Annotated in this window: 25 protein-coding genes; 11 read left to right on the top strand and 14 right to left on the bottom strand. The window is 70.3% G+C overall.

The window, feature by feature from the left end; genetic code table 11:
- Positions 1-4: 4 nt before the first annotated feature.
- Positions 5-1,255 (bottom strand): cation:proton antiporter domain-containing protein, encoded by a 1,251-nt coding sequence (locus NOSIN_RS16015; RefSeq protein WP_077691519.1) that lies wholly within the window; start codon positions 1,253-1,255, stop codon positions 5-7.
- 190 nt (positions 1,256-1,445) lie between these two features.
- The gene (locus NOSIN_RS16010; protein ID WP_077691518.1) at positions 1,446-1,790 is read right to left on the bottom strand and encodes a UBP-type zinc finger domain-containing protein; all 345 of its coding nucleotides are present in this window, start codon (positions 1,788-1,790) and stop codon (positions 1,446-1,448) included.
- Between the two features lie 168 nt (positions 1,791-1,958).
- Between NOSIN_RS16010 and NOSIN_RS16005 the strand changes: the two genes are divergently transcribed.
- From NOSIN_RS16005 to NOSIN_RS15995, 3 genes are all read left to right on the top strand, one after another.
- The gene (locus NOSIN_RS16005) at positions 1,959-2,726 is read left to right on the top strand and encodes an enoyl-CoA hydratase/isomerase family protein (protein ID WP_077691517.1); all 768 of its coding nucleotides are present in this window, start codon (positions 1,959-1,961) and stop codon (positions 2,724-2,726) included.
- 101 nt (positions 2,727-2,827) lie between these two features.
- Positions 2,828-4,285, top strand: a complete 1,458-nt coding sequence (gene argG / locus NOSIN_RS16000) for an argininosuccinate synthase (protein WP_077691516.1) — start codon at positions 2,828-2,830, stop codon at positions 4,283-4,285.
- A 188-nt stretch (positions 4,286-4,473) separates the two neighbouring features.
- Complete coding sequence (locus NOSIN_RS15995; RefSeq protein WP_077691515.1) at positions 4,474-5,004, top strand: Clp protease N-terminal domain-containing protein; 531 nt, start codon at positions 4,474-4,476, stop codon at positions 5,002-5,004.
- Between the two features lie 246 nt (positions 5,005-5,250).
- Here the strand turns inward: NOSIN_RS15995 and NOSIN_RS15990 are convergent, their stop codons facing one another.
- A complete protein-coding gene (locus NOSIN_RS15990; protein WP_077691514.1) occupies positions 5,251-6,258 on the bottom strand; it encodes a glycoside hydrolase family 11 protein in 1,008 nt (335 codons plus the stop codon).
- A gap of 377 nt (positions 6,259-6,635) precedes the next feature.
- Positions 6,636-7,529: a YwqG family protein gene (locus NOSIN_RS15985; RefSeq protein ID WP_236743382.1), complete on the bottom strand. Its 894-nt coding sequence runs from the start codon at positions 7,527-7,529 to the stop codon at positions 6,636-6,638.
- Positions 7,530-7,792: 263 nt separating this feature from the next.
- Between NOSIN_RS15985 and NOSIN_RS15975 the strand changes: the two genes are divergently transcribed.
- A complete protein-coding gene (locus tag NOSIN_RS15975) occupies positions 7,793-9,265 on the top strand; it encodes a hypothetical protein (protein WP_143832943.1) in 1,473 nt (490 codons plus the stop codon).
- 182 nt (positions 9,266-9,447) lie between these two features.
- Here NOSIN_RS15975 and NOSIN_RS15970 read toward each other — a convergent pair whose 3' ends face one another.
- A complete protein-coding gene (locus tag NOSIN_RS15970) occupies positions 9,448-10,179 on the bottom strand; it encodes a hypothetical protein (RefSeq protein ID WP_077693614.1) in 732 nt (243 codons plus the stop codon).
- A 239-nt stretch (positions 10,180-10,418) separates the two neighbouring features.
- On the opposite strand from NOSIN_RS15970, the gene NOSIN_RS15965 reads away from it, so the two are divergent.
- Entirely contained in the window at positions 10,419-12,563 is a 2,145-nt protein-coding gene (locus tag NOSIN_RS15965) for a discoidin domain-containing protein (RefSeq protein WP_077691510.1), read from the top strand.
- Between the two features lie 357 nt (positions 12,564-12,920).
- Here the strand turns inward: NOSIN_RS15965 and NOSIN_RS15960 are convergent, their stop codons facing one another.
- The 3 genes from NOSIN_RS15960 to NOSIN_RS15945 all read right to left on the bottom strand — a co-directional run bounded on the left by NOSIN_RS15960 (position 12,921) and on the right by NOSIN_RS15945 (position 15,609).
- Positions 12,921-13,496: a snapalysin family zinc-dependent metalloprotease gene (locus NOSIN_RS15960; RefSeq protein ID WP_077691509.1), complete on the bottom strand. Its 576-nt coding sequence runs from the start codon at positions 13,494-13,496 to the stop codon at positions 12,921-12,923.
- An 810-nt stretch (positions 13,497-14,306) separates the two neighbouring features.
- Complete coding sequence (locus NOSIN_RS15950) at positions 14,307-14,810, bottom strand: GNAT family N-acetyltransferase (protein ID WP_077693613.1); 504 nt, start codon at positions 14,808-14,810, stop codon at positions 14,307-14,309.
- A gap of 457 nt (positions 14,811-15,267) precedes the next feature.
- A complete protein-coding gene (locus tag NOSIN_RS15945; RefSeq protein ID WP_077691507.1) occupies positions 15,268-15,609 on the bottom strand; it encodes a YciI family protein in 342 nt (113 codons plus the stop codon).
- An 884-nt stretch (positions 15,610-16,493) separates the two neighbouring features.
- On the opposite strand from NOSIN_RS15945, the gene NOSIN_RS15940 reads away from it, so the two are divergent.
- Both NOSIN_RS15940 and NOSIN_RS28265 read left to right on the top strand, forming a co-directional pair.
- Positions 16,494-16,832: a hypothetical protein gene (locus tag NOSIN_RS15940; RefSeq protein ID WP_143832942.1), complete on the top strand. Its 339-nt coding sequence runs from the start codon at positions 16,494-16,496 to the stop codon at positions 16,830-16,832.
- A 374-nt stretch (positions 16,833-17,206) separates the two neighbouring features.
- On the top strand, positions 17,207-17,443 hold the full coding sequence (locus NOSIN_RS28265; protein ID WP_077691505.1) for an Imm32 family immunity protein: 237 nt from the start codon (positions 17,207-17,209) through the stop codon (positions 17,441-17,443).
- Between the two features lie 303 nt (positions 17,444-17,746).
- Here the strand turns inward: NOSIN_RS28265 and NOSIN_RS15930 are convergent, their stop codons facing one another.
- Both NOSIN_RS15930 and NOSIN_RS15925 read right to left on the bottom strand, forming a co-directional pair.
- Positions 17,747-18,139: an ester cyclase gene (locus tag NOSIN_RS15930; protein ID WP_077691504.1), complete on the bottom strand. Its 393-nt coding sequence runs from the start codon at positions 18,137-18,139 to the stop codon at positions 17,747-17,749.
- 119 nt (positions 18,140-18,258) lie between these two features.
- Positions 18,259-18,945 carry an SDR family NAD(P)-dependent oxidoreductase gene (locus tag NOSIN_RS15925; RefSeq protein WP_077691503.1) on the bottom strand — a complete coding sequence of 229 codons (687 nt, stop codon included), beginning with the start codon at positions 18,943-18,945 and terminating at the stop codon, positions 18,259-18,261.
- A 139-nt stretch (positions 18,946-19,084) separates the two neighbouring features.
- On the opposite strand from NOSIN_RS15925, the gene NOSIN_RS15920 reads away from it, so the two are divergent.
- The gene (locus NOSIN_RS15920; RefSeq protein ID WP_077691502.1) at positions 19,085-19,969 is read left to right on the top strand and encodes a helix-turn-helix domain-containing protein; all 885 of its coding nucleotides are present in this window, start codon (positions 19,085-19,087) and stop codon (positions 19,967-19,969) included.
- Complete coding sequence (locus NOSIN_RS15915; RefSeq protein WP_309232769.1) at positions 19,917-20,708, top strand: NADPH-dependent F420 reductase; 792 nt, start codon at positions 19,917-19,919, stop codon at positions 20,706-20,708. Before NOSIN_RS15920 ends, NOSIN_RS15915 begins: the two co-directional genes overlap by 53 nt.
- A gap of 231 nt (positions 20,709-20,939) precedes the next feature.
- On the opposite strand, the gene NOSIN_RS15910 is transcribed toward NOSIN_RS15915, so the two are convergent.
- Positions 20,940-22,115, bottom strand: a complete 1,176-nt coding sequence (locus tag NOSIN_RS15910) for an acyltransferase family protein (protein ID WP_077691500.1) — start codon at positions 22,113-22,115, stop codon at positions 20,940-20,942.
- Positions 22,112-22,759: a TetR/AcrR family transcriptional regulator gene (locus NOSIN_RS15905; protein WP_077691499.1), complete on the bottom strand. Its 648-nt coding sequence runs from the start codon at positions 22,757-22,759 to the stop codon at positions 22,112-22,114. Before NOSIN_RS15905 ends, NOSIN_RS15910 begins: the two co-directional genes overlap by 4 nt.
- 687 nt (positions 22,760-23,446) lie before the next feature.
- Between NOSIN_RS15905 and NOSIN_RS15900 the strand changes: the two genes are divergently transcribed.
- The gene (locus tag NOSIN_RS15900; protein ID WP_077691498.1) at positions 23,447-24,268 is read left to right on the top strand and encodes a PP2C family protein-serine/threonine phosphatase; all 822 of its coding nucleotides are present in this window, start codon (positions 23,447-23,449) and stop codon (positions 24,266-24,268) included.
- 52 nt (positions 24,269-24,320) lie between these two features.
- On the opposite strand, the gene NOSIN_RS27265 is transcribed toward NOSIN_RS15900, so the two are convergent.
- Both NOSIN_RS27265 and NOSIN_RS15895 read right to left on the bottom strand, forming a co-directional pair.
- Positions 24,321-24,464, bottom strand: coding sequence for a hypothetical protein (locus NOSIN_RS27265; protein ID WP_170293725.1), 144 nt, complete (start codon positions 24,462-24,464; stop codon positions 24,321-24,323).
- Positions 24,465-24,699: 235 nt separating this feature from the next.
- Positions 24,700-25,401, bottom strand: a complete 702-nt coding sequence (locus NOSIN_RS15895) for an AAA family ATPase (protein ID WP_077693612.1) — start codon at positions 25,399-25,401, stop codon at positions 24,700-24,702.
- A gap of 148 nt (positions 25,402-25,549) precedes the next feature.
- On the opposite strand from NOSIN_RS15895, the gene NOSIN_RS15890 reads away from it, so the two are divergent.
- Entirely contained in the window at positions 25,550-25,771 is a 222-nt protein-coding gene (locus tag NOSIN_RS15890) for a hypothetical protein (RefSeq protein WP_227015029.1), read from the top strand.
- The last annotated feature ends 493 nt before the right edge of the window (positions 25,772-26,264 follow it).

Here is a 26,264-nt window from a genome sequence, read left to right as displayed (position 1 = left end):
GAACTCATCGGCCTGACGCGTCCTCGGACTCGGACAGGCCGCCGGGCCGGTTCCGGCCGGGGACGCGGACGTACATCCGGCGGAAGGGCGACGAGGTGAGGCCGTGCGCGGCCACGCTGGCCGCGACGGCCAGGCTGACGGCGGCGAACAGGCGCGGGTCGTGCACGCCCTCGTGGGCGGAGTGCGCCGCGTAGAAGAGCGCGCTGACACCCATCGGGCCGAACCACCCGGTGAAGGCGGCGCTGCGCGGCCGCAGTCCCAGCGGCCGGGTGAAGGCCAACAGCAGGGGCGGACGGCGCAGCAGAAGGACGGCGAGCACGAAGGCGGGCGCGGCCGGTCCGAAACCGATCCACTCGCTCCAGGGAAGAGCCATGCCCAACAGGACGAACACGGGCAGGGCCAGGTAGCGGTTGACCGCCTCGTCGATGTTCTGCTGCGGGCCGCGCTCTCCCCTGCGGACCGTCCGGTTGTAGGCCAGGCCCGCGACGAAGACGGCGAGCACCCCGCCCACCCCGATCAACCGCGCCACGCCGAGCACGCTGATGGCGAGCAGCAGGGTGAAGACGAGCGAGGGCCCCTCCTCCAACTCCCGCCGACTGGTGGCCGATTCCATGGCCTTGCCCGCGGCCGCGCCCAGGACAGTGCCCAGGACCACGGCTCCCACCACCTCCAGCAGCAGGCGCCCCACCGCGTCGCCGGGGCCGGTGAGCGGCAGGACGACGGCCACCGCGGTTCCGACCAGGAGCAGGGCGAGCCCGTCGTTGGCGCCGCTCTCCCCGGTGAGGAGCTTGCGCACACGCTCGGGCAGGTCGCGCTCGGCCGGTTCCCCGGTCACCACCGACGCGGCGAGCACGGGGTCGGTGGGACACAGGCAGGCGCCGACCAGCGCGGCCAGGGCCAACGGCAGCCCGAGCACCAGCGCCGCGGTACCGCTCACGACCGCCGCGAGCGGCATGACGACGCACAGCAGCAGCGCGAACTGGGGCACCAGCCCGCGGAGCGAGGTCACGGGGAACCGCAGTGCCGCCGTCATGACCGAGGCGGCCAACAGGACACGGGCCCCCTCCAGGAGGAGGGAGTCCCGCGTCTCGGTGGAGAGGGGGAACAGGTCGAGCGCGTAGGGCCCCACGGCCACGCCGAGCAGCAGGGAGAGCAGCGGTCCGCTCAGGGGCAGTTCCCGGATCCGGTTGCTGAACAGTGCGAGGAGCACGCTGAGCGTGCCGATGGCGGCGTACGCCAGGTGAAGGGAGTTCATGTGGGCTTCCTCTGCTGCCTCGCGTCCGTGCGGACGGGGGCGTGCGGTACCGCTTCCGCCGAAGACAGGTACCCATCGCCCCGCCCCGCACGCCCGACCGGGGAGGAAACGCCGGTGCGCGCCCACGTCGGGGAGCCGCCCGACGTGTCGGGGGACGGGTCGGGCCGGACGGGGCCCTCGACCGCTCCCGTCAGCGGTGGACGCGGTCCCTCCAGTCGGCCGGGACGCTGCCGGCCGGTCCGGGCACCGGCTGGTCCTGGGGGCGTGAGTCCGGCGGCGCCAGGTCCGGGCCCCGGCTCGTCCTCCGGGAGCGGAAGTCGAAGAACCAGGCCTCTCCCGGCTCGAAGCTCCGGATGAGCGGGTGCCCGGTGTCCTCGTAGTGGCGGGTGGCGTGCTGCTGGGGCGAGGTGTCGCAGCAGCCCACGTGCCCGCAGGCCGCACACCGGCGCAGGTGCACCCACCAGCCGCCTTCCGCGAGGCACTCCTGGCAGCCGGGGCCGCTGGGCGGGACGGTCGTGTCGATCTCGTCGCTCATGGCGTCACGTTACTCACACGGGTCCTCCCCAGACCCGAACAACGCTCCGTGTTCCCGGGATCGCGCGGGGAAGTGCGGCCGGGCGCGTCCGAGTGCGGTCGCCGCTGGTGGAGGGCGGCCCGATAACCTCGTCGCCGGCCACTGACGAGCGAATCTGGAAGGCGTCCCATGAGCGAGGAACTGTCCGTCCGCGTCGACGGGCACGTCGGCGTCCTGGAGATCCACCGGCCGCCCAACAACCACTTCGACCACGGTGTCCTCAGGCGGCTCGCCGACGCCGCCGAGGAACTGGCCGAGTCCGGCGACTGCCGCGCGCTCGTGCTGTGCTCGGAGGGCAGGAACTTCTGCGCCGGAGTGGACTTCGCGGCGGGCGGGGTCGGCGACGACCCGGTCCGCAACCTCAGCGCCATCTACGGTGAGGGGCTGCGCCTGTTCTCCCTTCCGGTGCCCGTGGTCGCCGCCGTCCAGGGCGCGGCGGTGGGCGGCGGACTGGGACTGGCCTGCGCGGCGGACTTCCGGGTGGCCGCGCCCTCCACCCGCTTCCACGCCAACTTCGGGCGCCTGGGCCTGCACCAGGGCTTCGGCCTGAGCGTGTCCCTGCCCGGGATCGTCGGCCGGCAGAGGGCCGCCGACATGTTCTACACCGCCCGCCGGGTGACGGGCACCGAAGCCCACGCCATCGGCCTGGCCGACCTGCTGGTGGAGGAGGGCGCCCTCCGGCGGGCGGCGGTGGACCACGCCCGCGGCATCGCCGCCTCCGCGCCGTTGGCGGTGCGCTCGATGAAGTCCACGCTCCGCGCCGACCTGCTCGCCGCGCTGCCCGCCGCACTGGAGCGGGAGATCGTGGAGCAGGCCAGGCTGCTCGGCACCAAGGACAACGAGGCCGGGATCGCCGCCTCCCTCGACCGGGCCGAACCCGCCTTCACCGGGGAGTAGGCGGACCGTCCTCCGAACGCGGCCGTTCCCGAACACGGCCGCCTCCAGGCGTGCTCACCTTCGATTTGAATTATCATTCATCTGCATGCATACTTATTTCCATGTCTAAGGTGCTCACCTCTCTGCCAGTCGGTGAACGTGTCGGGATCGCCTTCTCCGGGGGTCTCGACACCTCCGTGGCGGTCGCGTGGATGCGCGAGAAGGGCGCGATCCCGTGCACCTACACCGCCGACATCGGCCAGTACGACGAATCCGACATCGCCTCGGTGCCCGGCCGCGCCGCCGACTACGGCGCGGAGGTCGCCCGGCTGGTCGACGGTCGTGCGGCCCTGGTGGAGGAGGGACTCGCGGCCCTGGCCTGCGGGGCGTTCCACATCCGGTCCGGCGGCCGCGCCTACTTCAACACCACCCCGCTCGGGCGGGCCGTCACGGGCACCCTGCTGGTGCGCGCGATGCTCGAGGACGGCGTGCAGATCTGGGGCGACGGCTCCACCTTCAAGGGCAACGACATCGAGCGGTTCTACCGCTACGGTCTGCTCGCCAACCCCTCCCTGCGCATCTACAAGCCCTGGCTGGACGCCGACTTCGTCGACGAGCTCGGCGGCCGCAAGGAGATGTCCGAGTGGCTGACCGAGCGCGGCCTGCCCTACCGGGACAGCGCGGAGAAGGCCTACTCCACCGACGCCAACATCTGGGGCGCGACACACGAGGCCAAGGCCCTCGAACACCTCGACACCGGCATCGAGATCGTCGACCCCATCATGGGCGTGCGCTTCTGGGACCCCGAGGTGGAGATCGCCACCGAGGACGTCACGATCGGCTTCGAGCGGGGCCGGCCGGTGACCATCAACGGCAAGAGCTTCCCCTCCGCCGTCGACCTGGTGCTGGAGGCCAACACCATCGGTGGCCGCCACGGCCTGGGGATGTCCGACCAGATCGAGAACCGCGTCATCGAGGCCAAGAGCCGGGGCATCTACGAGGCCCCGGGGATGGCGCTTCTGCACGCGGCCTACGAGCGGCTGGTCAACGCGGTCCACAACGAGGACACCATCGCGGCCTACCACAGCGAGGGACGGCGCCTCGGCAGGCTCATGTACGAGGGCCGCTGGCTGGAGCCGCAGGGCCTGATGCTGCGCGAGTCGCTGCAGCGCTGGGTGGGCATGGCGATCACCGGCGAGGTGACCCTGAGGCTTCGGCGCGGTGAGGACTACTCGATCCTGGACACGACCGGACCGGCGTTCAGCTACCACCCGGACAAGCTGTCCATGGAGCGGACGGAGGACTCCGCGTTCGGGCCGAGCGACCGCATCGGCCAACTGACCATGCGCAACCTCGACATCGCCGACTCCCGCGCCAAGCTGGAGGAGTACGCCAGGCTCGGCATGGTCGGCGACGGCTCCACCCCGGCGGCGATCGGCGCGGCCCAGGCGGCCTCGACCGGGCTGATCGGCGCCATGCCCGAGGGCGGCGCCGAGGCGATCGCCGCCCGCGGCCAGGGCCCCGACGACGGTGACGTGGGTCTGCTCGACCACGCCGCCATCGACTCCGGCAACGACTGAGACACGGACCGGTCCGCCCCGCCCGAAGATCCGGGCGGGGCGGACCGCGCTGTGCCCGGCGCGGGCACCCCGAGGAGCGGGCCCGCCGGTGCGGCCAGGGCGGCCGTGGCCTTCGGGGCCGTCCTGACGGTGGACGGCGGCGGAGCCACGGACGCACCGCCGCCCTTCGAGAGATCAGGAGTGAGGCCGTGTTCGAGCGGTTCACCGGCCAGTCGCGGCGCGTGATCGTCAGGTCCCAGGAGGAGGCATGGGAGCTCGGGCACGACCGCATCGGGACCGAACACCTCCTGCTCGGACTCCTCCAGGAGAGGGAGGGCCTTCTCGCCCGTGTCCTGGGAGCCCTGCGCGGCCGCGCCGAGACCGGGCACCGGCCGCTCGGAAGGAGGGAGAGTGTCGCGGCCCGCGCCCTCGGCGACCTGGGGCTCGACCGCGGGACCGTCCTGGCCGGGGTGGTCGAAGCGGTCGGCCGCGGGGCGGGGTCGGTCCCGCGGCACGTGCCCTTCACCCTGAGGACCGAGAAGGCCCTGGAACAGTCCCTCCACGAGGCCATCGGGCTCGGGCACGGCCACATCGGGACCGAACACCTCCTGCTCGGACTCCTCCACGGGAGCCACAACACCGCCGTCTCCGTGCTCCGGGGCCTCGGTGTCTCCCAGGAGGAGGCACGCCGACAGGTGCACCACACACTGGACGTCCTCGCGACCGGCACCCGGGAGTAGGGGCGGCGCTCCTCCCCGAGCGGCGGCCACGGCCGCCAGGCACAGCAGGGCCGCCGAGACGACCGGGCACGGGAACGGCCCCGGGTGTTCCCGGGGCCGTGTCGGTCGGTTGTTCGTCGGTTCAGGCGTTCGGTCCCGTGGCTCGCCGTCGCCCGCGAGGACCGGGAGCCCCTTCCGGAGCCCCTCCTCCCGCGGCGGACCGGGTGGGCGGCCCGCCGCGGGACCGGTGCCTCGGTCGCACGGGGGTCAGTTCGCCCGGCAGGAGACCGTCGGCCACTCCCAGTTGCCGTTGTGCTTGATCGTGACGCCCCAGTTGTTGCCGCTGCCGTTGGGCCTGGCGGTCAGCACCTGGGAGCTGGGCCAGTTGGCGTCGATGTTCCAGGTGGCGACCATCTCGGCGGGCTCGGGCACGTTCATCGTCACGGTCCAGTCGCTCGAACCGCTGACCGAGACGTTGAGGTTGTACCGGTCGTCCCACTGCTGGCCCGCGGACAGGTTCGCGGTGCAGCCTTCGCTGCCGCCACCGCCACCGCCACCGCCACCTCCGCCACCGCCGCCGGAGGAGCCCAGCGTGATGTTGGAGTTACCGCTGCTCTGGTATCCCTCGGTCGCCATGATCATGTAGTCGTGGCTGCCCAGGTTCATCCCGGCGCGGGCCCACGCGTCGAAGTGGTTGCCGGTGGTGATGGTTCCGCCCGTCCGCCTCGACTGGCGCACGCTCCAGAACTGGGGGAAGGTCTGGGTGCCCTCGATGGAGGGGGCGTCGTAGCGCATCGTGCGGTAGATGTCGTACGTGCCGCCGTCGCTGGTGACCGTGCCCATGTGCGTTCCCGTGGGCCTGTAGGAGCCCCAGTTGTCGACGATGTAGTACTCCACGAGCGGGCCCCTCGTCCACCCGTAGAGAGTCAGGTACGAGTTGCCGGACGGGTTGAAGCTGCCCGAGTAGTTCACGGTCCTGCGTCCGCCGGTGGCCCATCCCTTGCCGGCGACGAAGTTCCCGGTGTTGCTCCACGAGGTGCTGTAGTTGCCGCCGGAGCCCAGTTCCATGGAGACCGTTCCGGCACTGTCGGTCCAGAACGAGTAGAAGTAGCCGTTGTTGGTGCCGGTCTGGTTGGAGGTGATGGCCGCGGTGGCGGTGCCGGGCAGCATCGCCATGGCCGTGATCAGCGATACCGCGATGGCGCAGAAACGGCCGACGAGCAGCCTGGCGGGGCTGCGCCCGCGGCTCCTCGGGCGGGTGGGGGAGTCGTTCATGTGTGCTTCCTCCTCGGGGGGTCGGGGGGTAGGAGGTGTGACACGACCCGGTGGGGCGGTCGGTTGTGGGGCGGCCGCCGCCCGGAGGCATGTCACTCTGGGTGACCATGGCTGACCTTGGGTAAGGCCCGCCGACAGTGACAGTGTCCGTTCGGCTCCACCGGGTTGTCAATAATTTCCGGAAGGTTCCGGATATGTTATTCCGGTGAGATTCCCGGACGGGGCATGTGCCCTGTTCGGAGGCCTGGACGGATGGCCGGTCGCCGGGTCGCCGGTGGGGTTTCCTGAAAACTTCCGGACCATGCCGCGCGCGATACGGGGGACGGAGCGTCATCGCGACCGGCCCGTCGCCGGAGGGCCCCGGGGCGGGCGCGCGTTCAGGAGCAGTCGAACCAGTGGCCGACGGGGCGTCCGGGACACGACCGGCACTCGAAGACGTACACCCCGCCCACGTCTCCCAGCATCAGGCCGGCGGAGTCCTGTGCCGCGCGGCCCCGTTCGGAACGCCACGACTCCTCCCCGTCGACGACCGCCCGGTCCTCGACGGGGAGCCAGGTGCGCCAGGACTCACCGTCGTACTCCCAGCTGGCCACGGTGAGGAGGTGGTCCATGCGCTGCCCGCATCCGCCGCACTCCGGCCACACCGGCTGCTGGGTCCATCCCGGATAGCCGCCCAGCTTGATTCCGGGGGCTTCGGCGAGGTGGTACGGGTACAGCCAGCCCGTCTCCCCCTCCAACTGGGCGAACCGGTCTTCCAGAGCGTCGGAGAGGTCCTTCGGAAGGTCCCAGCGGGGGTACTCCGTCACCTGCTCGGGGTGGACCACGCAGGGGGCGGGCACGTAGCACTCCGGAGCCTCCGGGTGCGGGGAGGGCGTCGCCCCCACCCGGCCCACGGCGTGTGCGCTGCGCCAGTGGACCCGCGGCAGGGGATAGCGGAACTCACCGTGGTCGTAGGGGCACCACAGCACCTGTAGAAGGTCGCGTCCCCGCGGGAACGCAATGCCCGGAGCGTCCGCCTGGTGGACCTGCACGATCGGTACGAGGTGGACCTCCCCCTCGTGGAGGGTGTTGCTGTCCGCCTCGTAGTGCTCTTCGCCGCACACGGGCCAGGGCTCGTCGGCCGGCCACAGGAGCGGCCCTCCGACCGAGCTGTCGCGGCACGAGGGCCGGCCCGCGCGCGGGTGGAGCCGTACCGCCTCTCTGCGCAGGGGACGCAGCTCGGGGAAGAGCGCCTCCACGTCCACTGGGCGGGGCGGGGTGTGACGGGTCACGGTGTCTCCGATGCGTCGGCCTCTGGAACACGAGGACCCTATGGCCCGGATCCGACAACCGGCAGCCCGACCGCGTCGGCGGACCCGGGCCCCGCCTCGGCCGGTGCCGTCGTGGTTCCCGGCGGGCGCGCGGGCGGACCGCCTACTACGGTCGGGGCGAGGGTGGGGCGCGACCGGCCTGGACCGTCGAGGACACGGTCCATGGCCGGTCCGTCCGTGACACAGGTGGTACACAAGGCGCGGCCCTGTGCCAGGGTTCGGCCATGAGCCCCCGAGCCTTCGAGCCCGCCGAACCGTCCCTCGCCGCGTTGGGCGCCTTGTTGGACCGCTCCCTGGCCCAGATCGCCGACGCCGCCCGCGACGCGCGCACGTTCGACCGGGAGACCGTCAGGGCCGTCTCCGACGTGTGGGACGACAACACCTTCCCCCTGTTCCGCGCCGCGACGGGCCGGTCCGGTCGCACGCGGGAACGGCGTGCCCGGGCAGTCCTGGAGTGGATGGCGTGTCCGGGGCCGACGCGCTGGGACTGGATGGTGGAGCAGAGCGCGGTCGCCGGGCACCGGATCGACGCGCTGGTCCAGCCCTCACCCGCACCTTCCGACCAGCCCTATCGCGACTACCGGGGCGAGGTCCGCCCGGCCTGCTCCCGGTGGACGCCGCAGGCTGTGGCCGACCTGGCGGACGACTACGCACTGGGCGCGGCCACCGTGCACCATCTCCGGGTCGAACGTGTCGGCACCCGGCTCTGCGGGTTCCTCACCCTGGGCCTCGCCCGCTCCTACGACCCGGGCGAGAACGCGTCCCGGACTCCTGCCGCGCTCGACGTGCACCTGGACGAGGTGACCGAGGTGGACGTCGACACCGGCGCGCCGTCCGTGGTGCGCCTGGACACCACCCCGCACGGGGTGTCGGTCGGCCTGGGCACACGCGGAGTGCTGCGGGCACGGGCGGCTTCGCTACGGCTCGACGACTCCTGCTGGCACCGGTCGGGTGCCGGTCGCCGCGCCGACGCGCGGATTCCGCCCGGTGAGGACGGTTCACTGCCCGATCACCGGCCCCGGGGAAGGGAGGTGGAGGGCTCCACACGGGGAGCGGCGACCTTCCTGTTCCGTGCCATGACGCGGATCCGCTCGGTCCACCACCCCCGCGAGGCCGCGCGCGTACCGGTGGGGGCGTACTGCCGTGCCCTGAAGGGGGCCGGGCACCACATCCTGGAAGCGGGGGCACTGCCGCCGCGGCGGCGCGATGCCGCCTTCCGCTCCCTGGTGACCGAGTGGCTTCGGCGCGGAGGGACCGACCTGGCACCCGACTGGAAGAGGCTCCTCCGAGACGTTCCGGACGCCGGGGAGCTGCTTCGCGGGGTGCGCGACGAGCTGCCCGCGCGGGGAGCCGTCCCGTCCGCCCGTGTCCCCGCCCGGGAGGTCACCGGTCTCCCGGAACAGGCCGAGCTGCGCATGGTCGCCTACACGGCCGAGCACACCGACGGGCGTTCCCACCGTGACGCCTCCGCCACGGTGCACCTGGCCGTAACCGCCCAGGAGGCGGGAGCGCCATGGCGGCTGCGGGTCCTCGACGCGACCGGTCCCGTCCGGCTCCGGGCGCGGACCGAGGCGTTCGACGGAACCGTCCGCGTCCGCATGGACGCGGACGAGAACGGACGGGAGGCCCTGGTGACGGGCGATGAAACCCTGACCCTGGCCGCTCGCGCCTGGAGCCGGGAACCCCCGTCGCACTGACCGGGAGGGAAACACCGTCATGGCGCCTCCTTCCTCCGTGTCGCGTCCTGTCGGCGGCTCGTGTGGGCGACGACCGCGTCCGAGCCCGCCAAGGCCCTCGGAGCGGCGTTCGGCGGAGAGCGGTGGGCGTGGGGAGGCGCCGACCGGGGAACCGGGGTGAGCGGCCGTGAAGGTCCGGTCCGTCACGAGTCGATCCATTCGCCCGGCGTCAGACCACGGAACCGGTCGAGTGCCTCGGCTGTCAGACCGCGCACGAGGAGGCCCGCGCCGTCGTCACGGACCAGCACGTCCTGGCCGAGGAACCAGCGGATGCCGGGCCCGTTCCCTCCCGCCGGATATTGGGGGAGGGAAAGGCGGACACACGTCTGCTCGAGCACCAGGAGGTCTTCTTCGGCGGGCTCGTGCAGGAAGCCGCAGGCTTCACCGCCGGCCTGCACGGACTCCGACAGCACGATCTCGACGCAGCAGACGGAGAACCGGTCCATCCACCGTTCCCACCGCTCCACGGACCTGTCGGCCAGGTCGGCCCGTATGAGAACCGCCGGGTCCTCCTCCCGGAGGGTCTGGAGCAGGATCCCCCACGAGGCGGCGCCCTGGTTCTCGTGCCGAAAGACCAGTGCCTCCCGGGCGGCGTCGACGTACAGCTCGGACGGAGCGAGGAGCCGGTCGTGGTTGCCGGTGAGGTCCGTTCGGCGGGCGAAGAGCCGGTAGGCCTCCCGCAGCGCCGCCGGCAGGCGCAGGCCCATTCGGTTCTCGGCCGCGTCGAGGTCGGCCTCCTCCCACCCGTCGCTCTCGTCCAGGCCGTCCATCCAGCGGGCGGCGTAGGCACGGATGAACTCCCAGGCCCCGTTGCGGTTCCTGAGTCCCCGGGCCAGGGCCCCGGCGAAGTCGAGCGGTGCCGTCGTACCTGTCATACGGGGACGGTAGCCGCAGTGTGCGACACCGGTGGTGGCGGTCCCCGCCGCGGCCCTTCCGGCCCGGGTGCGCCGGTGGCCTCCCGCCACGCGGACGTGGTCACGGAGCGCTGGAGGGCACCGTTTTCCCGGGGCGCTTCGAGTGTCGGATCGCCCGCGTAGTGTCCGCGCGGTTGCGAAGGCGCCGGCCTCCCCACGTCCGGCCCCGTCACCGAACCCCCTCACAAGTTGGAGCCCCCATGGAAGAGAACGTGCCCGCTCTCGTCTTCCTCACCGAACGGCGGCGGGCGGGAACGGGATCAGGGGAGTGGAAGCCGGACCACCGCCTGGTCGTCGGGTTCGAGCCGGGCAGGGCCGTGTCCCTCGCCCAGCTCGGCTGGCGGGATCTCGACGGTACCGAGTCGGTGGCCGGGTTCGACCCCGCCATGACCGCCTTCACCGGTGTGCGGATCACCCCGGACGGCACCTCCCACGTGTGGCGTGGCCGCTTGGCGGAGCGGCGGTCCGACCGCACCTGCCACCGGTTCCGGGTACGGGGCGGACAGGAGCCGCGGGAGGACCTGCGGCTGCTCATCGAGGACGGCGGCGCACCGGTCGTGCGGGCCGACTGGGCCGACCGGGAGGGTGGCGGCGGCGCGGTCGTCCTCCGCACGATCGACCTGGACCGGGCCCGGTACGCGGGTGAGGTCACCGACGGGGTGCGCGAGGCGAAGGCGGGCAACGAGCACTCGTCGGCGGGCGAGGTCGCCGCCAACCTGCTCGACGACGAGAACTCCACCAAGTGGCTGTCCTGGCGCTCCGCCGACCGGGTGGAGTTCACCATGGCCGAGCCCGTCCGCATCCGGCACTACGCCCTGGTCTCCGCCAACGACTTCGCCGACCGCGACCCCCGCGACTGGGAGCTCAGGGGGTCAGCCGACGGACGGACGTGGGTCACGCTCGACACCCGCTCCGACGAGTTCTTCCCCGGGCGGCACCTCTCCCGCGACTTCCACGTGACCGGTACCGCGGCGGACACGCCCTACCGGTACCTGCGCCTGGAGATCACCCGCAACTGCGGCGGCTCCCAGATCCAGCTCAGCCGGGTGCGGTTCTTCTCCGCGGACCGCACCTGCACCTACGAGGCCTTCACGGGACACCGCTACACGGCGGGGGAGGCGCCGACACCGTACGCCGGGACCGCCGCCGACCTGGTGTCCGACGTGCCGAACACCGTCGGGAGCTGGCGGTCCTACCTGGCCGAGTACAGCGCCGACATGCTGCGCGTCCTGGACGAGGACGAGCTCCTCACCACCACGGAGGAACAGCGCTCCGCCTCCTGGCTGGGCCACGACGGCGCCGACGAGGAACAGATCGCGGCCCTGGAGGAGCGGCTCGGCACACGGCTGCCGTCCGGCTACCGCTCCTTCCTCGCCGCGTCCGACGGCTGGAGCACCATGGGCGCGTTCATGTACAGCCTGCGTACCACCGCCTCCGTCGGCTGGCTGGACGACTTCCGGGACGAGCACGCGCTGGACGAGGACCACCTGAAGCACGAGGGGCTGGTCGGGCCGGTGCTGCTGGTCTCGGACGAGGGCGACGCCCAGTACTGGCTGCTGGACGCGGGCGACGTCTCTCCCGACGGCGAGTGGGCCGCCTACGTGTGGGCGAGCTGGTATCCGGGACTGGGCGGGCGCCACCGGTCCTTCGCCGACCTGGTCGACCACGAACGCGCCTCGTTCGAGGAACTGAGCGGGTCGGAGGGGCGTCCGGTGCGCCCGAAGGGGGCCGAGGAGCTCCTGGACCAGGGGCGCCGTGCGGCGCTGCGCGGCCGGGTGGACGAGGCCCTGGACGCCTTCCGGCGGGCCGAGGAGAAGGGGTCGGGCGCCGCCGCCTACCTGAGGGTGGTGCTCTCGGCCTTCCTCGACGTCCGCGGGACCCATCACAGACTGCGCGGCCTGCTGGCCCGTCCCCACGTGGTGGCCGAGATCGGCACCGAGCAGGTGAACACCGAGGCGGTCGCGCTCTTCCTGCGCAGCGCCGGCCTGGACACACCCGGCCGCGCGGCTCACGCTGTGCGCGTCCTGGACGAGACGATGCCCGGTTCCGGCCTGCCGTCGACCGACCGGGAGCGGGAGGCCTGGCTCGCCGAGCACCGTATTCCGGAGGCGCCCGCCTTCGAGCGCGCCCTGGACTCGGCACGCGCACTGGCGTCCCGCGGCGCCACCGACGACGCCTGGGCCGTCATCGAGGAGGCCCTGACCGAGTGGTATCCGGTGTCACCCAACCGGATCGCTCCGGTGGCGCTGCTCACCGACCCCGCCCTTCACGGGGTGGTCACCCGTCGACGGGCGCGTGAGGTGGTGTTCACCCCGCGGGGCGGACACGCCTCTCCCAGCGCATGAGCCGGGGGCGGTGCCGGACACGTGGAGGGGAGCCGAGCCGGGAGCCGTGGGCTCCGGTGGATGCCGGGACCGGGGCGGCCGTCGTCCTGGCCCGGCGGGTCGCCGGGGCCACCTCGGCGGAGACGGAGGTCTGATCGCCTCCGCGCCCTCCGGTGTCCTGCTCGTGGCCGGCCGGCCGGCCCGGTTCGGCGGCGGTCCTCAGGTGGACGGCCCCGCGTGAGGGTGCGTCCTCCTCGGGCGCGCAACCGCATCCGGATACCCGGTGCCGTCGGCCGGCGGGAGCGTGGCGCCTTCGGCGCCGACCCGCCGATGCGGGCCGACGCCGAAGGCCGCTGGGCCCGGAACCGGTGCGTCCGTTCAGAAGCGGTCGACCAGGAGCTGGCCGTCGGTGGCGCGTTGGCCGGTCAGGCCGCTGCCGTAGTTGGCCTCGACCCGCGAGCGCTCGGAGGAGTTGGGGTAGGGGTTGGTGCAGTTCACACCGCCGGTGGAACCCGACATCAGCGACGAGCACGGGCCGGGCTTGGCGTCGGGCAGGCCCAGGCTGTGGCCGAGCTCGTGCGCGGCGATGCGCACCGCGTCGTAGCCCGCGACGGTGCCCTCGCGGCCCATCCAGACGGTGACCTGCCCGCCCGGGCGCACCGGGCCCAGGTGGGCGCGGGGCCAGCCGTTGTCGGCGACGACGCGGATCTCGGCGCGCCGTCCGGCGGAGGCCGGCTCCAGGCGAACGTTGCTGACGCTGGAGTTCCACACGCGCACGGCCGTGGAGACGGCGGAGGTGTACTCCGCGGCCCGGCTGGCGTCGTAGTACAGGACGGTCTGGCGCAGCGACTGGGACTGCTCCGCGGGTGCCGCGGTGGCCGGTGCCGCGCCCACCAGCGTCAGCGTCAGTGCACTCAGGGCGATCAGGAGGGGCGTGAGAATGCGTCTCAGCATGGGGGTCTCCCTGGGGGTGAGGGTGCTGATTCTTTTGGTGACCCGATGAGGTCGCCCTGATGCTATGTGTAGCGACGTATCGCCACAAGATGTGCAGAACGCCTAATTTCTCCGAACCCGCGGCCGGTGGACGGGAAGCTGCGGACCGCGCCCTGCCGCGGCCGCGGCAGGCCGAGCAGGCGCATGCCCCCTTCGCCCTGGCGGCGCGTGAGGTGCTCTCCCGCCCACCGGTCCTCTTGGAGGCGGAAAGGTCGTGGCTCGCCGTCCGGGTCCGGGTGCCCGGCGACGAACAGGACCGGCTCCAGGAGGACCCCCGACGCCCACCAGGCGGGGCGAGACCGTTTCCGGACCACGGAGGTGCCGGCCCGCGACACCCCGTGGTCGACGGCCGCGGGGATCCGAACACCCCCACCGGCCTTCGCCGAGGCGGCCCAGGCGCTCTGCCCGGTGGCCTCCAAGCTGAGGCTGGCCGGCAAGCAGGCTCCGGGCGCGGCTACGCCGTCATGCCGCTGGAGGGCCTGTGGCGGGCCGAGGACATGGACGCCCTCACGCGGTCGCGCGACAAGTCGCGGTGGGACCGGGCGCTGATGGCCATGGTCCCGGACCGGAGCGCCCAGGACGTGTCCGCCGGCGTCGTCGAACGGGCCCGGACGAGCACCGGGTCCGCCGCCGCACCTCCTGGACCCACTGGAGTCGCCGCCGCCAGGTCCGGTCCCGAGCCGGCCCCCCTGCCGCCTGGCCGTCTGCTCTGCCTGGGCGCACCCGATCACGTGAGTACGGAGTCCGGGACCCAGGGGGTGCGACCCCGTGTCACGGCAACGAGCGCGTGAACCACACCACCTCACCGCTGTCCTCCGTGGAGACGTGGTCCCGTCCGAACCCGAGCTTCTCAAGGACACGGATCGACGGTGTGTTCCATGCGCCGACGGTCGACCAGAGCCTCCTCCGCCCGGTCGCCACAGCGGCATCGAGCACCGCTCCGGCCGCCTCGGTGGCGTAGCCGCGCCCATGCACGCGCTGGAACAACTCATACGCGATCTCGGGCTCCTCCACGGTGGAGCGGCCGATGACCAACCCGCAGTAGCCGATGAAGTCGCCTTCGTCGCGGCGCTGGACGGGCAGCAGGGCGATCCCCGTCGTCGCCGTCGCGGCGAGCTGCTTCGCGATGCCCGTCCGGGTGTGCTCGACCGTGGGCGTCCCGTTGCCGCGTTCGGCGAGGAGGGCGCAGAACTCGGCGGCATCCGACTCGGCCCACGGCCGCAGTATCAGCCGCTCGGTCTCAAGGTGGAACGGCATCGTCTCGTATGTGGACATGTCCTTACTCTGCCCCACGGGTCATCACGGACCGCGGTCGGAGTACCGGATCCGCCCCAGGGCGGGGGACCCGGACATCCGAGGCGGGCGATGTATGGCGGAGGAACCCCGGGTCGGCGAGACCCGCGGGCCTGTGGCCGGAGCCTGCTCCGCCAAGTCCCACGGGGTCGGGGAGGCGGTGCCCATGCCCCGCACACCGCTGTCTTCCCGAGCCCGGTCGCGTCGTACGAGCCGGCATCCCTTCGCCCGGCGGCCCCGCGGAAGACACGCTCCTCCGGCATTCCCAACCCACCTCGAGATGGCAGAGCCCGGCCGCTGACGTACGGCAGAGGCCGACCGGCTCCGACCGACGAGTAGGCCGGCGAGGTGCGGCGGCCGAGGTCACCCCTGTGCGCTGCTGCACGCCTTTCGCCATGGGCGCGCGGCGTGCGACCGGCTCCGGCCGAGGTCGCCCCCGTCAGCTGGCCGGGTCGTACTGGAACTGCCGGACCTCCTGCGAGCAGCGGCAGGCGGCGGCGATCTTCGCGGCCCACTCGAGTGCCGCCTCCCGCGAGGGCAGCTCGAGAACGGTGTAGCCGCCGGTGGGCACCCCGTGCCCTGGGTGCGTGCCCTCGGTGACGGTGCCGTCACCGGACACGAGCACCGGGTCCACGTCCTCATCGATCCCGCCGCCGAAGACGTACACGCCCGCCGCCTTGGCCTCGTCGATGACGGCATGCGAGGCTTCGACCACCGCATCGAGGTCCTCCTCGGGGAACACCATGGCCTCACCGGGGAACGAGATCAGGTACTTCGTCATCCGAGAACTCCTCCGCTTCGGCGGCGCCATCCGTCGGCCCCTCACCGCGGCACCGCTCTGGTGCCGACCCGATTATGGCTCCGGCGTTCGGCATGTGGTCAAGGTAGAGCGTCGCGACCTGCGGTGCTGGCGTGTCGGATCGTCGAGCCGGCGACCCGGCCGGCCGGGTCGCCGGCGCCTCTGGTGAGGGACACGGGGTGCCCACGGCCGGGAACCGCGGGGCCACGGAACGGCAGAATGCTCCGCGAAGTGCCCCTACACCCGTACTGGACCTTGCGCTGGGGAGCGCACACGGAGCACTTCAGGGTCGGATCCGGGACTGGCGCCTCGTCTGCTCGAGTCGCAAGCCCCATCTGACCTGGACGAGTCGATGGATTCGGTGGGCATGTGGGTGCAGGTCTTCACGGTTCAGGTCTGGACCCAGGTCGCGACGGTCCATAGTCTGATCGGTCCGGATCGTCCACACGTTCATGTGGCTTCTGAGTCGCTGGACGTCCTCAATCACAGATTGCAGCACAGAACTCGATGCAGGTTTCCTAACAGACCTCTGCTGAGATATGAGCATGGAATAATTTCACGGATGCCGAAGAATCTGTCCATGCTCAGCTCGGAACGAAAAAGAGTCGAAGGAATGGATATTATTTGCGGGCCAGGGGGTGGAATGATAACGGGAACGTTGTTCGTGGCATTGGCTCTCCTGGCCATGGGTGCCCCGGGGGCACGGCAACCCCATGGGCGTCCATATTTTCCAAGTCCGACCGGGGAGCTCGGAAAGGGGAGATGTTGAAAAACTGGAATTGGCCCCGCTGCTCATGAGGTCAGTTATATTCCCCATGTTTTCTTCAATGGATCCTCCAATCGGATTGGTGGATATCCTTCGAAGGGTGCCAGAAAACAACTGGAAATGGGTTCTTCTTGATTTTGATGGTGTTGGAACCATGCCTCGTGGTATGACTTTCCAGAAACTGGAAGAGGAATTGATAGACGGGGAGGGGTGGGTGGATCTTGACTGGATGGAAGTCAAGGCTTTTTCCGAGAGTCTTCAGAGGGAAATTGACATGAGGATTGTTGCTGTCGACTGGGATTCTTATGTTGAATTCGACACCTTCATTGATTCAGATTTCTATGTGGCCATCGAGGCAAGGGACAGTGGCGAGTGGGAGGTTTGGGAAAGAGCGGTAGAAGGTTTTGTGGGGTCGTTGGCGGATGCCTACCTGCCATGAGCACGAGCGGGGTATCGCTGTGTGGTGGGTGTGATGAGGAGCCTGGGTGTATCGAGCGTTTCATCGCTTGACTGGGCTCCTGTCGCGGATTGAACGCGCGTTGCGGGAACAGGGTCTCGAACTTCCTGTCCGTGCTCGACAGCGCCTACAACCTGTCCTGATACAAGCACCTGGCCAAGCACACCCGTGGCGCCGGAGAGGAACACCGAGGCGTTCGTTCTCGGTCGCCCCGTCAGGTTCGCTGGGCTGTCTCCGACCACGTTGCGCGGACTCCGTTACGGTGACGTGTCCTCGCCAAAGCTGCCTGAAAGGTGCCTTGTGCGACACGTTGGCAAGATGGGAGTCTTGCTTTGTAGGTTAATGTCGATGTTCCTGTGTACCATCCTGCCCGGAGCCTCCGTTTTTCTTGGGAAGAAGGGTTCGATATCGAAGTGGTGGTTGGCTGCCAGGATGTTCTCATAAGGGCAAACAGGGCGGGCTTGGTTTCGGTTGCCCGGCATCTGCTTGCCCTTGCCCAGGATGAGGTTCCTGTGGACTCTCATGTGCATTTGCCTGCGGGACAGGAGATCGAATCAGACATTGACGTGGTAATTGAACGCGCGGCAGACTGACAAATACTTGGTTCTGGAGGTCTCCTCTTGGATGCTTCTCCCCGGCCGCGGGCCTCCAGCCGTTGCGGTGTGCGGTATCGGCCCTTGTCCGAGGGTGAGGCCCGGGGCCGGGCACGGTTTTTTGAACGGGCCAGGTCACAACGCCAGATCCTGGCCGAAGCGGCCTGCACCGCTTCATCGAAGAGGTCGGCCCCGCTCTCGTCGCGGATGGTAGACCGACGGGCCCTCCTTGACAGGTTGACCGCATGCTTCACCTTCCACCTGATCGCTGACGCTGGTCAGCGGTCAGGTGGGTACTGGTGGTCAGCCCGCTAGCTGTCGCTGTAGCGTTGAGGCGTCGTGCAGGGCCGTCATCTGGGCGAACCGTCCGTCACGGACCCGGTAGATGGCGTACTCGACGATCTCGAACGCGGCACCGGTGGGAGCCACGCCGAGCCACTCCTTCACAGGGGTACCGGTGTTGATCGCACGGACGGCCGCGCGGTCACCGTCGACGAGGAACTCCCGAACCTCCCAGCGGAAGTCCGGAACCGCGTCGATGTCCGCTTTCAGGACCGCGATGACATCGTTCCGTGTACTCGGCTCGCCGTTGAGGACGACCTCGTCGCGGATGAACTCGTCCATATCGTCGAACTTGTGGGCGTTGAGCTTCTCGACGTAACGGCGGTAGAACTCGTGGATGTCAAAACCCGCCATGATGATTTCCTCTCTGTGTCCCGGTCAGGGCCGTATTCGGATCCTGATGGCTTTCGGCGCGCTCACCAGAATGGCCGTGGAGACCGTCGCCGCTGAACTTCCCTGGGGTCCCCAGGGGCCTACCAGGGCAGCTCACCGTTCTCGTCCTGGAAGGTCCCCGTCGGGCCGTCCGCGTCGAGGGTCGCCAACCGCACGACGGCCCTGGCGCTCTCCTCGGGCGGCCTTCCGATCCCGAAGGCCGCGGTCATGTCCGTGGCGGTGGTGCCCGGCTCCAGCGCGTTGAACTTGATGCCCGGCTGGGACTTGGCGTACTGGACCGTCAGCATGGTGGCCGCCGCCTTGGACGCGGAGTAGAGAGCGAGCGGCAGGTGGAACTCGGGCCGTTCGGGGTTGGTCACCGCCCAGAACGATCCGGCACTGCTCGACAAGGTGACGACGGTGGGGTTGGCGGACTTTCGCAGCAGGGGCAGCGCCGCCTCCGTGACCCGCACGATCCCCACCGCGTTCGTGTCGAAGGAGCGCAGGGCCGAGGGGCCGTCGATGTCTCCGGCCGCCAGGATGCCCGCGTTGTTCACCAGGACGTCGAGCCGGCCCTCGGCCGCACCGATCGCCGCCAGCGCCTCCTTCACCGACGCGTCGTCGGTCACGTCGAGCCGCACGAACCGTGCTCCGATCTCCGCTGCGGCCTTCTCGCCCCGCTCGGTGTCGCGCGCACCGATGTAGACGACGTGGCCCAGTTCCAGAAGTTGCCTCGCGGTCTCGAAACCGATGCCCCTGTTGGCCCCGGTGATCAGCGTGATGGTCATGGGTCTCCTCCCGAGATACGCGGCCCGAACGGACCGTTGGACACGCTAGGAGGAGGCGCGCCCCCGGCCCAGAGCCCTGCCGAGCCGGGGGTGCGACAGGACCCCCTCTATCCGCCTTGCGGCGATCTAGGCTGATCACATGAGCAAGACACCGAACGCCCTCGGCGCGTTCCTGCGTGCTCGGCGCGCTCTGGTCACGCCCGAGCAGGCGGGCATCCCCGACGTCGGTGTACGGCGCGTGCCCGGTCTGCGGCGGGAGGAGGTCGCCATGCTCGCCGGTATCAGCGCCGACTACTACCTGCGGTTGGAGCGGGGCCGCGACCGCAACCCGTCGGTGCAGGTGCTGGAGTCGATCGCGCGCGTGCTGCGCCTGGACGACGACCACTTCGCCCATCTGCTGTCGCTGGTCGCCGAGGTGCCCCGGCGGCGCGGGCGCAGGCCGCGTAAGGAGACCGTGCCGACCGGAGCGCTCAAGCTGCTGGACTCCCTCGTCCAGCCCGCATTCATCGAGGGCCGGTACTTCGACATCCTGGCCTCGAACGCGCTCGCCCGGGCGCTCGATCCCCGCCTGGCCGTGGGCGGCAACCAGTTGAGGGACATGTTCCTGGACCCGGGCCAGCAGGCGCTGTACCCGGAGTGGGAGAGCGTCACGGAGTGCTTCATAGCGAACCTGCGGCAGTCCGTGGGCACCGACATCGACGATCCCCGCTTCGTCGACCTCGTCGGAGAGCTCTCACTGGCGAGCCCCCTGTTTCGCAGGCTCTGGGCCCGGCACGAGGTGCGGGGCCAGCGCGGGACGCCGATCCGGCTCGATCACCCGCGGATCGGGGAGCTGACCCTCAACCGGGAACGGCTGAGCGTGGGCGGGGCCGAGAGCCTGAAACTCGTCGTGTACCACCCGGACGCCGCGTCTGACAGCGCGGAGAAGCTGGCCCTGCTGGCTTCGGCGGACATGCCCGCCCGGGCGCGGGGTGGGAGCGCGGGCGCTCCGGCGCGCGAGACGAACGGCGCCGTGTCCGAGTGAACCCGCTCGGGCGCCGGGCACGACGCACGGCGCGATCGCGCGGGCGAACAGTACTTCTCATCAAGGCTCTGCGGTGGAGGCACCTGTGACAACGATCGGGATCATCGGCACGGGAGAGGTGGGGAGCCAGATCGCGCGCGCGGCGGTAGCGAACGGGTACAAGGTCGTCATCGCCAACTCGCGGGGCCCCGAGACCCTGAAAGGGCTCATCGACGAACTCGGCCCGTCGGCGCGCGCCGCGTACGCGGCCGAGGCCGCTGCGGCGGGCGACTTCGCGGTCATCGCCGTACCCCTCAAACTCGTCAACGACATGCCCGTCGCGGAGCTGGCGGGCAAGGTCGTGCTGGACACGAACAACTACATGACCTGGCGCGACGGCCATTTCCCGATGGTCGACTCCGGCGAGAAGACGGTCCACGAGCTGCGCCAGGAACAGCTCCCGACGTCGAAGGTCGCCAAGGCGTTCACCCACATCCAGGCTCCGAGCCTGCTCCGCACGGCTCGCCCCGCGGGCGACCCCGCCCGGCGGGCGCTGTCGGTGTCGAGCGACCACCCCGAGGCCGTGGACGTCGTCACGCGGCTGTACGACCAGTTCGGGTTCGACACGGTGGACAACAGTCCGCTGAGCGAGTCCTGGCGTACCGCCCCCGGCCAGCCCGCCTGGGTCCAGCACGCACGGCAGAACCGCGAGCAGTTGGCCCGCAACCTGGAACTGGCGGAGCCCGTCACCGTTACGTGACGCCGCGCGTCCGCGGTGTTCAGACGACCCCTGGGCGCTCGAACCACGACACCGTGTTCCAGATCGCTGAGACCTCCGGTGGACGCCGATCCTTCGGTGGTGGCGGTGAGTCGGGTCCGGCCGAGGTCGCGGGGGTCAGCGGACCTGGTGCCCCACCTGAGCGAGGAAGTGGTGCCGCTCCGCTGCGGGGAAGTCCTGTGGTCCGTCGACATCGTCTGGTCCCATCGGCGGCTAGAGCACCTTCCGGGCGCCCGGAAGGGCGCGCACCGCGAACGCCATCGCCCAGCAGAGCGGTACCGCGAGGACGGCCAGGAGCGCGAACTTCGCCACGGCGGGGGCCTGCACGCCGCTGAGCGCGTAGCCCAGCGCGACCAGCACGACCGGATGGACCAGGTAGACGGTGTAGGCGTGCGTCGACAGGAACCGCCGGCGGCGTCCCTGGTGGCCGAGGCGCTCCCGAAACAGCACCAGCAGACCCAGGACGATGCCGACGGCGAGCGTCGAATCGAGGACCGCCATCATCAGGGACTGCCAGGTTCCGTGGCCCAGGAACTCCGTTCCCCCGGAAGAGCCGACGGCGAGGAGGAGGATCCCGACCGCGGCAACGGCCGCTGCGGCGAACCCGATCCGGCCGGTCGGCCTGGAGAGGCCCTCCGGCCAGCCGCGCCGGGCCGCGATCAGCCCGACGGCGAACAGCGCCGCGTACTGCGGCAGGTAGGCGGGCGTGGGCAGGCCCAGAACCGGAAGGGGGACGCCCATCGGTATCACGATGCGCCACAGGTAGGTGACGAGGGCCAGCCCGACGGTGAACCCGACGATCGCGACGGCGCCGGGCGCCCGGTCCGTGACCGGGGCGGGAGCCGCCTCGGACACGCGCCGCTCCTTGCCGGCCAGGTGTCGCCAGAGGACGTAGAGCGCGCTGAACACGAGCAGTACTTCGACGAACCACATCGGCCCCGGGGTGAACGAGTGCAGGTAGTACTGCCAGTAGGGCAGCTCGGCCCCCCGCTGGACGGCGGCTTCCCTCTCCGCGGTGTAGGCGCCAACGGTCACCAGGGGGCGGAGCAGCAGCAGCCAGGCCAACAGCGGGATCCCCAGGCGCAGTAGCCGTTCCCCGAGGAAGCGCCTGGTTCCCTTGCGGTCATGGGAGCCGGGAACGAAGAGCCCCGAGATGAGGAAGAAGGCGCCCATGAAGAACGCCTGGTCGAGTAAGAGCAGGACGTCCAGGAGCACTCCCGAGGGGTCGGTCCCCGTCTCCACGTAGTACCAGCGCGGGATGTTGCTGTAGGTGATGGCGGCGTGGTGGAGCACCACGAGCACTGTCAGTGCGGTGCGCAGGTTGTCGACGTAGAGGAGCCGCGGACGGGTGGTGGGCGACGCGGTCGGCCGGTCGGTGGGCTGGGTCATCGGTTCGCCTTCTCATCAGGGCGTTCGGCACGGGTGGCGTGCTCGAACAGGTCGGCCAGTTCGTCGGCGTGCGCTTCCAGGTCGTGCTCCGGGTAGGTCACCCAGTAGCCGAACATGCCGTCGATCGCGGACTGCACGGTCACGCTCATGACGCGGGGGTCGAACGCGCGGAACTCGCCGGTCTGCTGGCCGCGGCGGAATATCGCCTCCCGCCCCTCGTAGACCTGTTCGTTGAAGGCGACGCCGTAGCGCCGCTCGCCCTCGGGGGTGCGGAGGTTGTTGAAGATCTCCCCGAGAGCGAGCAGTTGGGCGCGGTGGTCCCGCATGTACTCGGCGACCGAGCGGATGTTCGCTCGCAGCGCGCCGGTCGCCGTGGTCTCCTTCTCGGTCCGTGGCAGGACGAATTGGGCGATGTCGAGGTAGACCTGCTCGACGATCTGCTCCATCAGCTCGGTCTTGCCGGCGAAGTGGTAAGAGATCACGCTCTTGCTGATGCCGGCGCGCTCGGCGACGCGCGCCAGCGAGGTGTTGGCGTATCCCAGATCCGAGAAGGTCTCGATGGCGCTCTCGATGATCTGTGTGCGGCGGGCCTCCTCGATGAAGGACGCTCGTTTCTGACCGACCGGCCTGTTTTTCGACTGCATGGATGGAAAATAGCACAAGCGGTCGGACGGCATGGTGAGAACGGTGTGGGAGTTTCGTACGGGGAAGGAGTTGTGCCGCGTGCGATCGGGTCCGATGGGTCGGCGGACCGGTCGCGGTCGTGGGTGCAGCGGTGCTGGGCTCCGGCGGCTTCACAAGAGGGCTTCGGTCCCGCCTGGTTGTCGGCCTTTCGTCACCTCGCCCGCAGGCTGGCGATCGGGGGTGTCGACGAAGGTGGTCCGGTCATCCGGGGCGCCGAGACGGCCCTGGCCGTGGGGAAGGCCGTGAAGGTGGTCTCCGGGGAGCTGGGGCACGCGGCCACGGCCGCCCCGGACCCGCGCCGCTCCGCACTTCACCCAGGACACCTACCAGACCGTGGTCCCCGAGGTGACGCGAGCGGCGGCCGAGGCCACCGCCGCGATGCTCAGACCCGCCACGTAGTGACGGTGGTGTAGCCGGGACGGCGAGCACACCAGGAGCCACACGACACCATCAGCCCCAGGCCGGCCTACGGGTTCGCCTCGGGTGGCCTGGGGTTCGTCGTGCCCCGGGCCAGTTGACGACCGGATCAAAGGTCCGCTCGTCGAGGACCATGCGTGGTTTCCGGGTGGTGGAGGACATTCTGTGGAGGCGCTGACATTGATCTCGACGGCACCGTTCCGTGGCGTTTCTGGCAGGGTGAAGCGCGTATGAACGAGAACGAGGGTTGTGTCCGTTGCCGTGGGACGGTCGCCCCGGATGGTCGCTGTTGGAATTGTGGAGCGGCTCAGCCGTCGTTTCGCTCCCATGTGGAGGCCACGGTCGACGGTGGTGCGGCGGGTGTCAGCGACCGTGGGCTGCGCCGTGGTGTGAATGCCGACGCCATGGGCCTGGTGGTCAAGGGCGGGTGGACGGTCGGGGTCGTCTGCGACGGTGTCTCGATGTCACCCCGGTCGGATCGTGCCGCTCAGGTCGCGGCGGAGGTCAGTGCGAGCACTGTGGCGAGACGGCTTCTGGAGGGAGCCGTTCCCGAGGCGGCCTTGGAGGATGCCGTCGTGCGGGCGGGACGTGCGGTTACCGCCTTGGCGGCGTCGGCGGATATGGCACCTGCCTGTACGTACGTCGCAGGCGTCGTTGGCCAGGGAGGCATGTGGGTTTCCTGGGTCGGTGATAGTCGCGCCTACTGGTTGCCGGATGAGGGGCTGGGATTCGCGCTGACCGAAGACGACACGGGCGAGCATGACGCGCTCGTCGCCTGGCTGGGCGCGGACGCAGAGGAGCCGGTTCGGCGGGGCCGGAGCTATCGGCCGTCGGGCCCGGGGCGCCTGCTGCTGTGCACGGATGGACTGTGGCGGTATCTGTCCTTGGCCGAGGAGTTGCGCGCCGCCATCCCACTCCATAAGTCGGATCCGGGGTCCGATGGCGGTCTTTTGTCTGATGCGCGGAGCTTGGTCCGTCACGCCCTTGATGCCGGTGGCCATGACAACGTCACCGTGTTGCTGATCCCCGTGAACGGATTTGTGGGCGGCTGACGCGCCCGGGAGGCCCGGAGCGGGACGAGGGGTGTTGTGTCTCGGGCCTGGTTTATCGGAGGCTCGGAACCAACGCTTCGTCTTTCGTTGCCCCGGTCTGCTGTCGGTAGAAGCCGTCTTCGAACTCTGCCGGCGGGCCCAGGCCGATCTCGCCGTGCAGGTGGCGGCGGTTGAACCAGTCCGCGTACTCGGTCACCACGACCTCCACCTCGTCCAGGCCTCTTCACGGGCCGCGGTTGCGGACCAGCTCGGCCTTGGAAAAAGAGCGGAACGCCGCGGCCGGGACTCCCGATCCTTGCGGGATCCGTGTACAAAGACCGACAGCCGTCACAGTCCCCGACCGACCTGATCGAAGGCACCACCCCGGACTCCTCGGCCCGCCGGGTGAAGGCCCACGACCCGAACCGCGTGAGTTCAACCGGCCGGTGCCACTAGGTATCGGACATCACGAGTTCAAGCCGGGTCGGGGGCGACTCCATCGCGGCGTGCAGGGGACCACGGATATTCGCGCAGGGGCCGAATCGGATCCAGGCCAGCTCCCGCGCCCGGCGCCGGTCGAGTGCGAGCAGACTGCGCGCGCCCGGCGCGAACGCCGCCGGCCCGTGCCGGGCGGCCGCGCGCAGCCGTCGCCAGCGCCGCGAATGCGCCCGGTGGCTGCGCTCGGTCACCCGCCGCCCCCGGGCGTTCTGCCCGTTCCGGGCCTCCCGCGGAGTGGCGTCGATCATCAACACGTGCATCTCGTACCGGCGGAGTCGGCAGAGCAGGGCGAGCAGCACGCGGACCGGGCTCCGAGTCCCGCACTCGTGCACCACCACCGGGCCGCCGCGCAGCGCCGCGGCCATCCGGGCCAAGTGCAGTACGTGCACCACCCAGCGCCACAGCGGGTAGGGGACCCGACCGAGCAGTGGCCCCAGCTGGTACCGCGACTGTAGCGAGTCGATCACCCGCACACCCTCCGCGGTGAGCACGGTCCGCTCCTCGTTTCCGCGGAGTCCGAACAGCCGCCGCAGCAGGGTGCTCTTTCCGGCCCCGGGTACTCCGGTGACCAGGACCAGGGACCGCCGGGGGTAGATCATGCCGCGCACCGTCGCGTCATTCACCGTGGGCACATACCGCGCCAGCCCTTGGAACATCTTCGGTAGCTCCTCAAAGCCGACCTTCGCGCCGGTGAGGCGTGGCTCCACAGCGGCCGCGTCACCTATGTCATGACGCTACCGGGCATCGACGACTCCGAAAAACGCAGGGCACACCAGAGCCTCCGTCACACCCGGCACGAAACGAGTGGAGCTGGAAGTCGTCCAGGCGGTGCTGAGGCACGCGAGCATCGTGCTGACCATGGACACCTATGCCAGCGTGCTGCCGGAGGTGGCGCGGGAAGCGGCGGAGCGGACCGCCTGGCTGGTGCTGCGGGATGCCGGGAAGACCGGTCGGCATACGAGGGGTGTGGTTGGCGGGGCCTGGTGTTGGTCCCACCAGTGCGGCGACGCCTCGGAAGTGAAGTAGCACACCCCGTATGTCCTGGGGTTTTATGTCGTACCCGGCAGGATTCGAACCTGCGGCCATCGGATTAGAAGTCCGATTTTTTCGTGCCTCTACGTGCCACACGGTGCCGTTTCGTCCCTATCCATCCGATCGTTGCTGTCGTTTCGTGCCAAGGGATGCCGCCCGGTGTCGTGCCAGTCCGGAACTGCGGAGCACAAACGGAGCACACACCGGCCCCTGGTGGCGTCCGATGGCACCTCGCGAGGTTCTCGCCGTGTGGCTGAGGGGGAGCACTTCATCGTGGTCGCTCAGATGACCAGTGGGCGAGTCATCCCAGGTGGGGGGCATGGCAGGTACGACGGCTGCTCAGCCGGGGCCTCGGAGTGCCAGGCCACTGATCTGCGCAGACCTTCTTGGTCTTCGCGGTATTCCGACTGGGCCCAAGGAGCGCTGGACTCCCTGGGCCTCGTGCTGTCAGGGGAACGGGAGGCCGTGGAGGTCGTCCAGGTGTCTG

Origin of the sequence: Nocardiopsis sinuspersici (genome assembly GCF_001998325.1) — a bacterium.
Taxonomy (GTDB): Bacteria; Actinomycetota; Actinomycetes; order Streptosporangiales; family Streptosporangiaceae; genus Nocardiopsis; species Nocardiopsis sinuspersici.
Note: the sequence above shows the minus strand (reverse complement) of the source record. Positions and strands in the feature narration are given on the sequence as shown.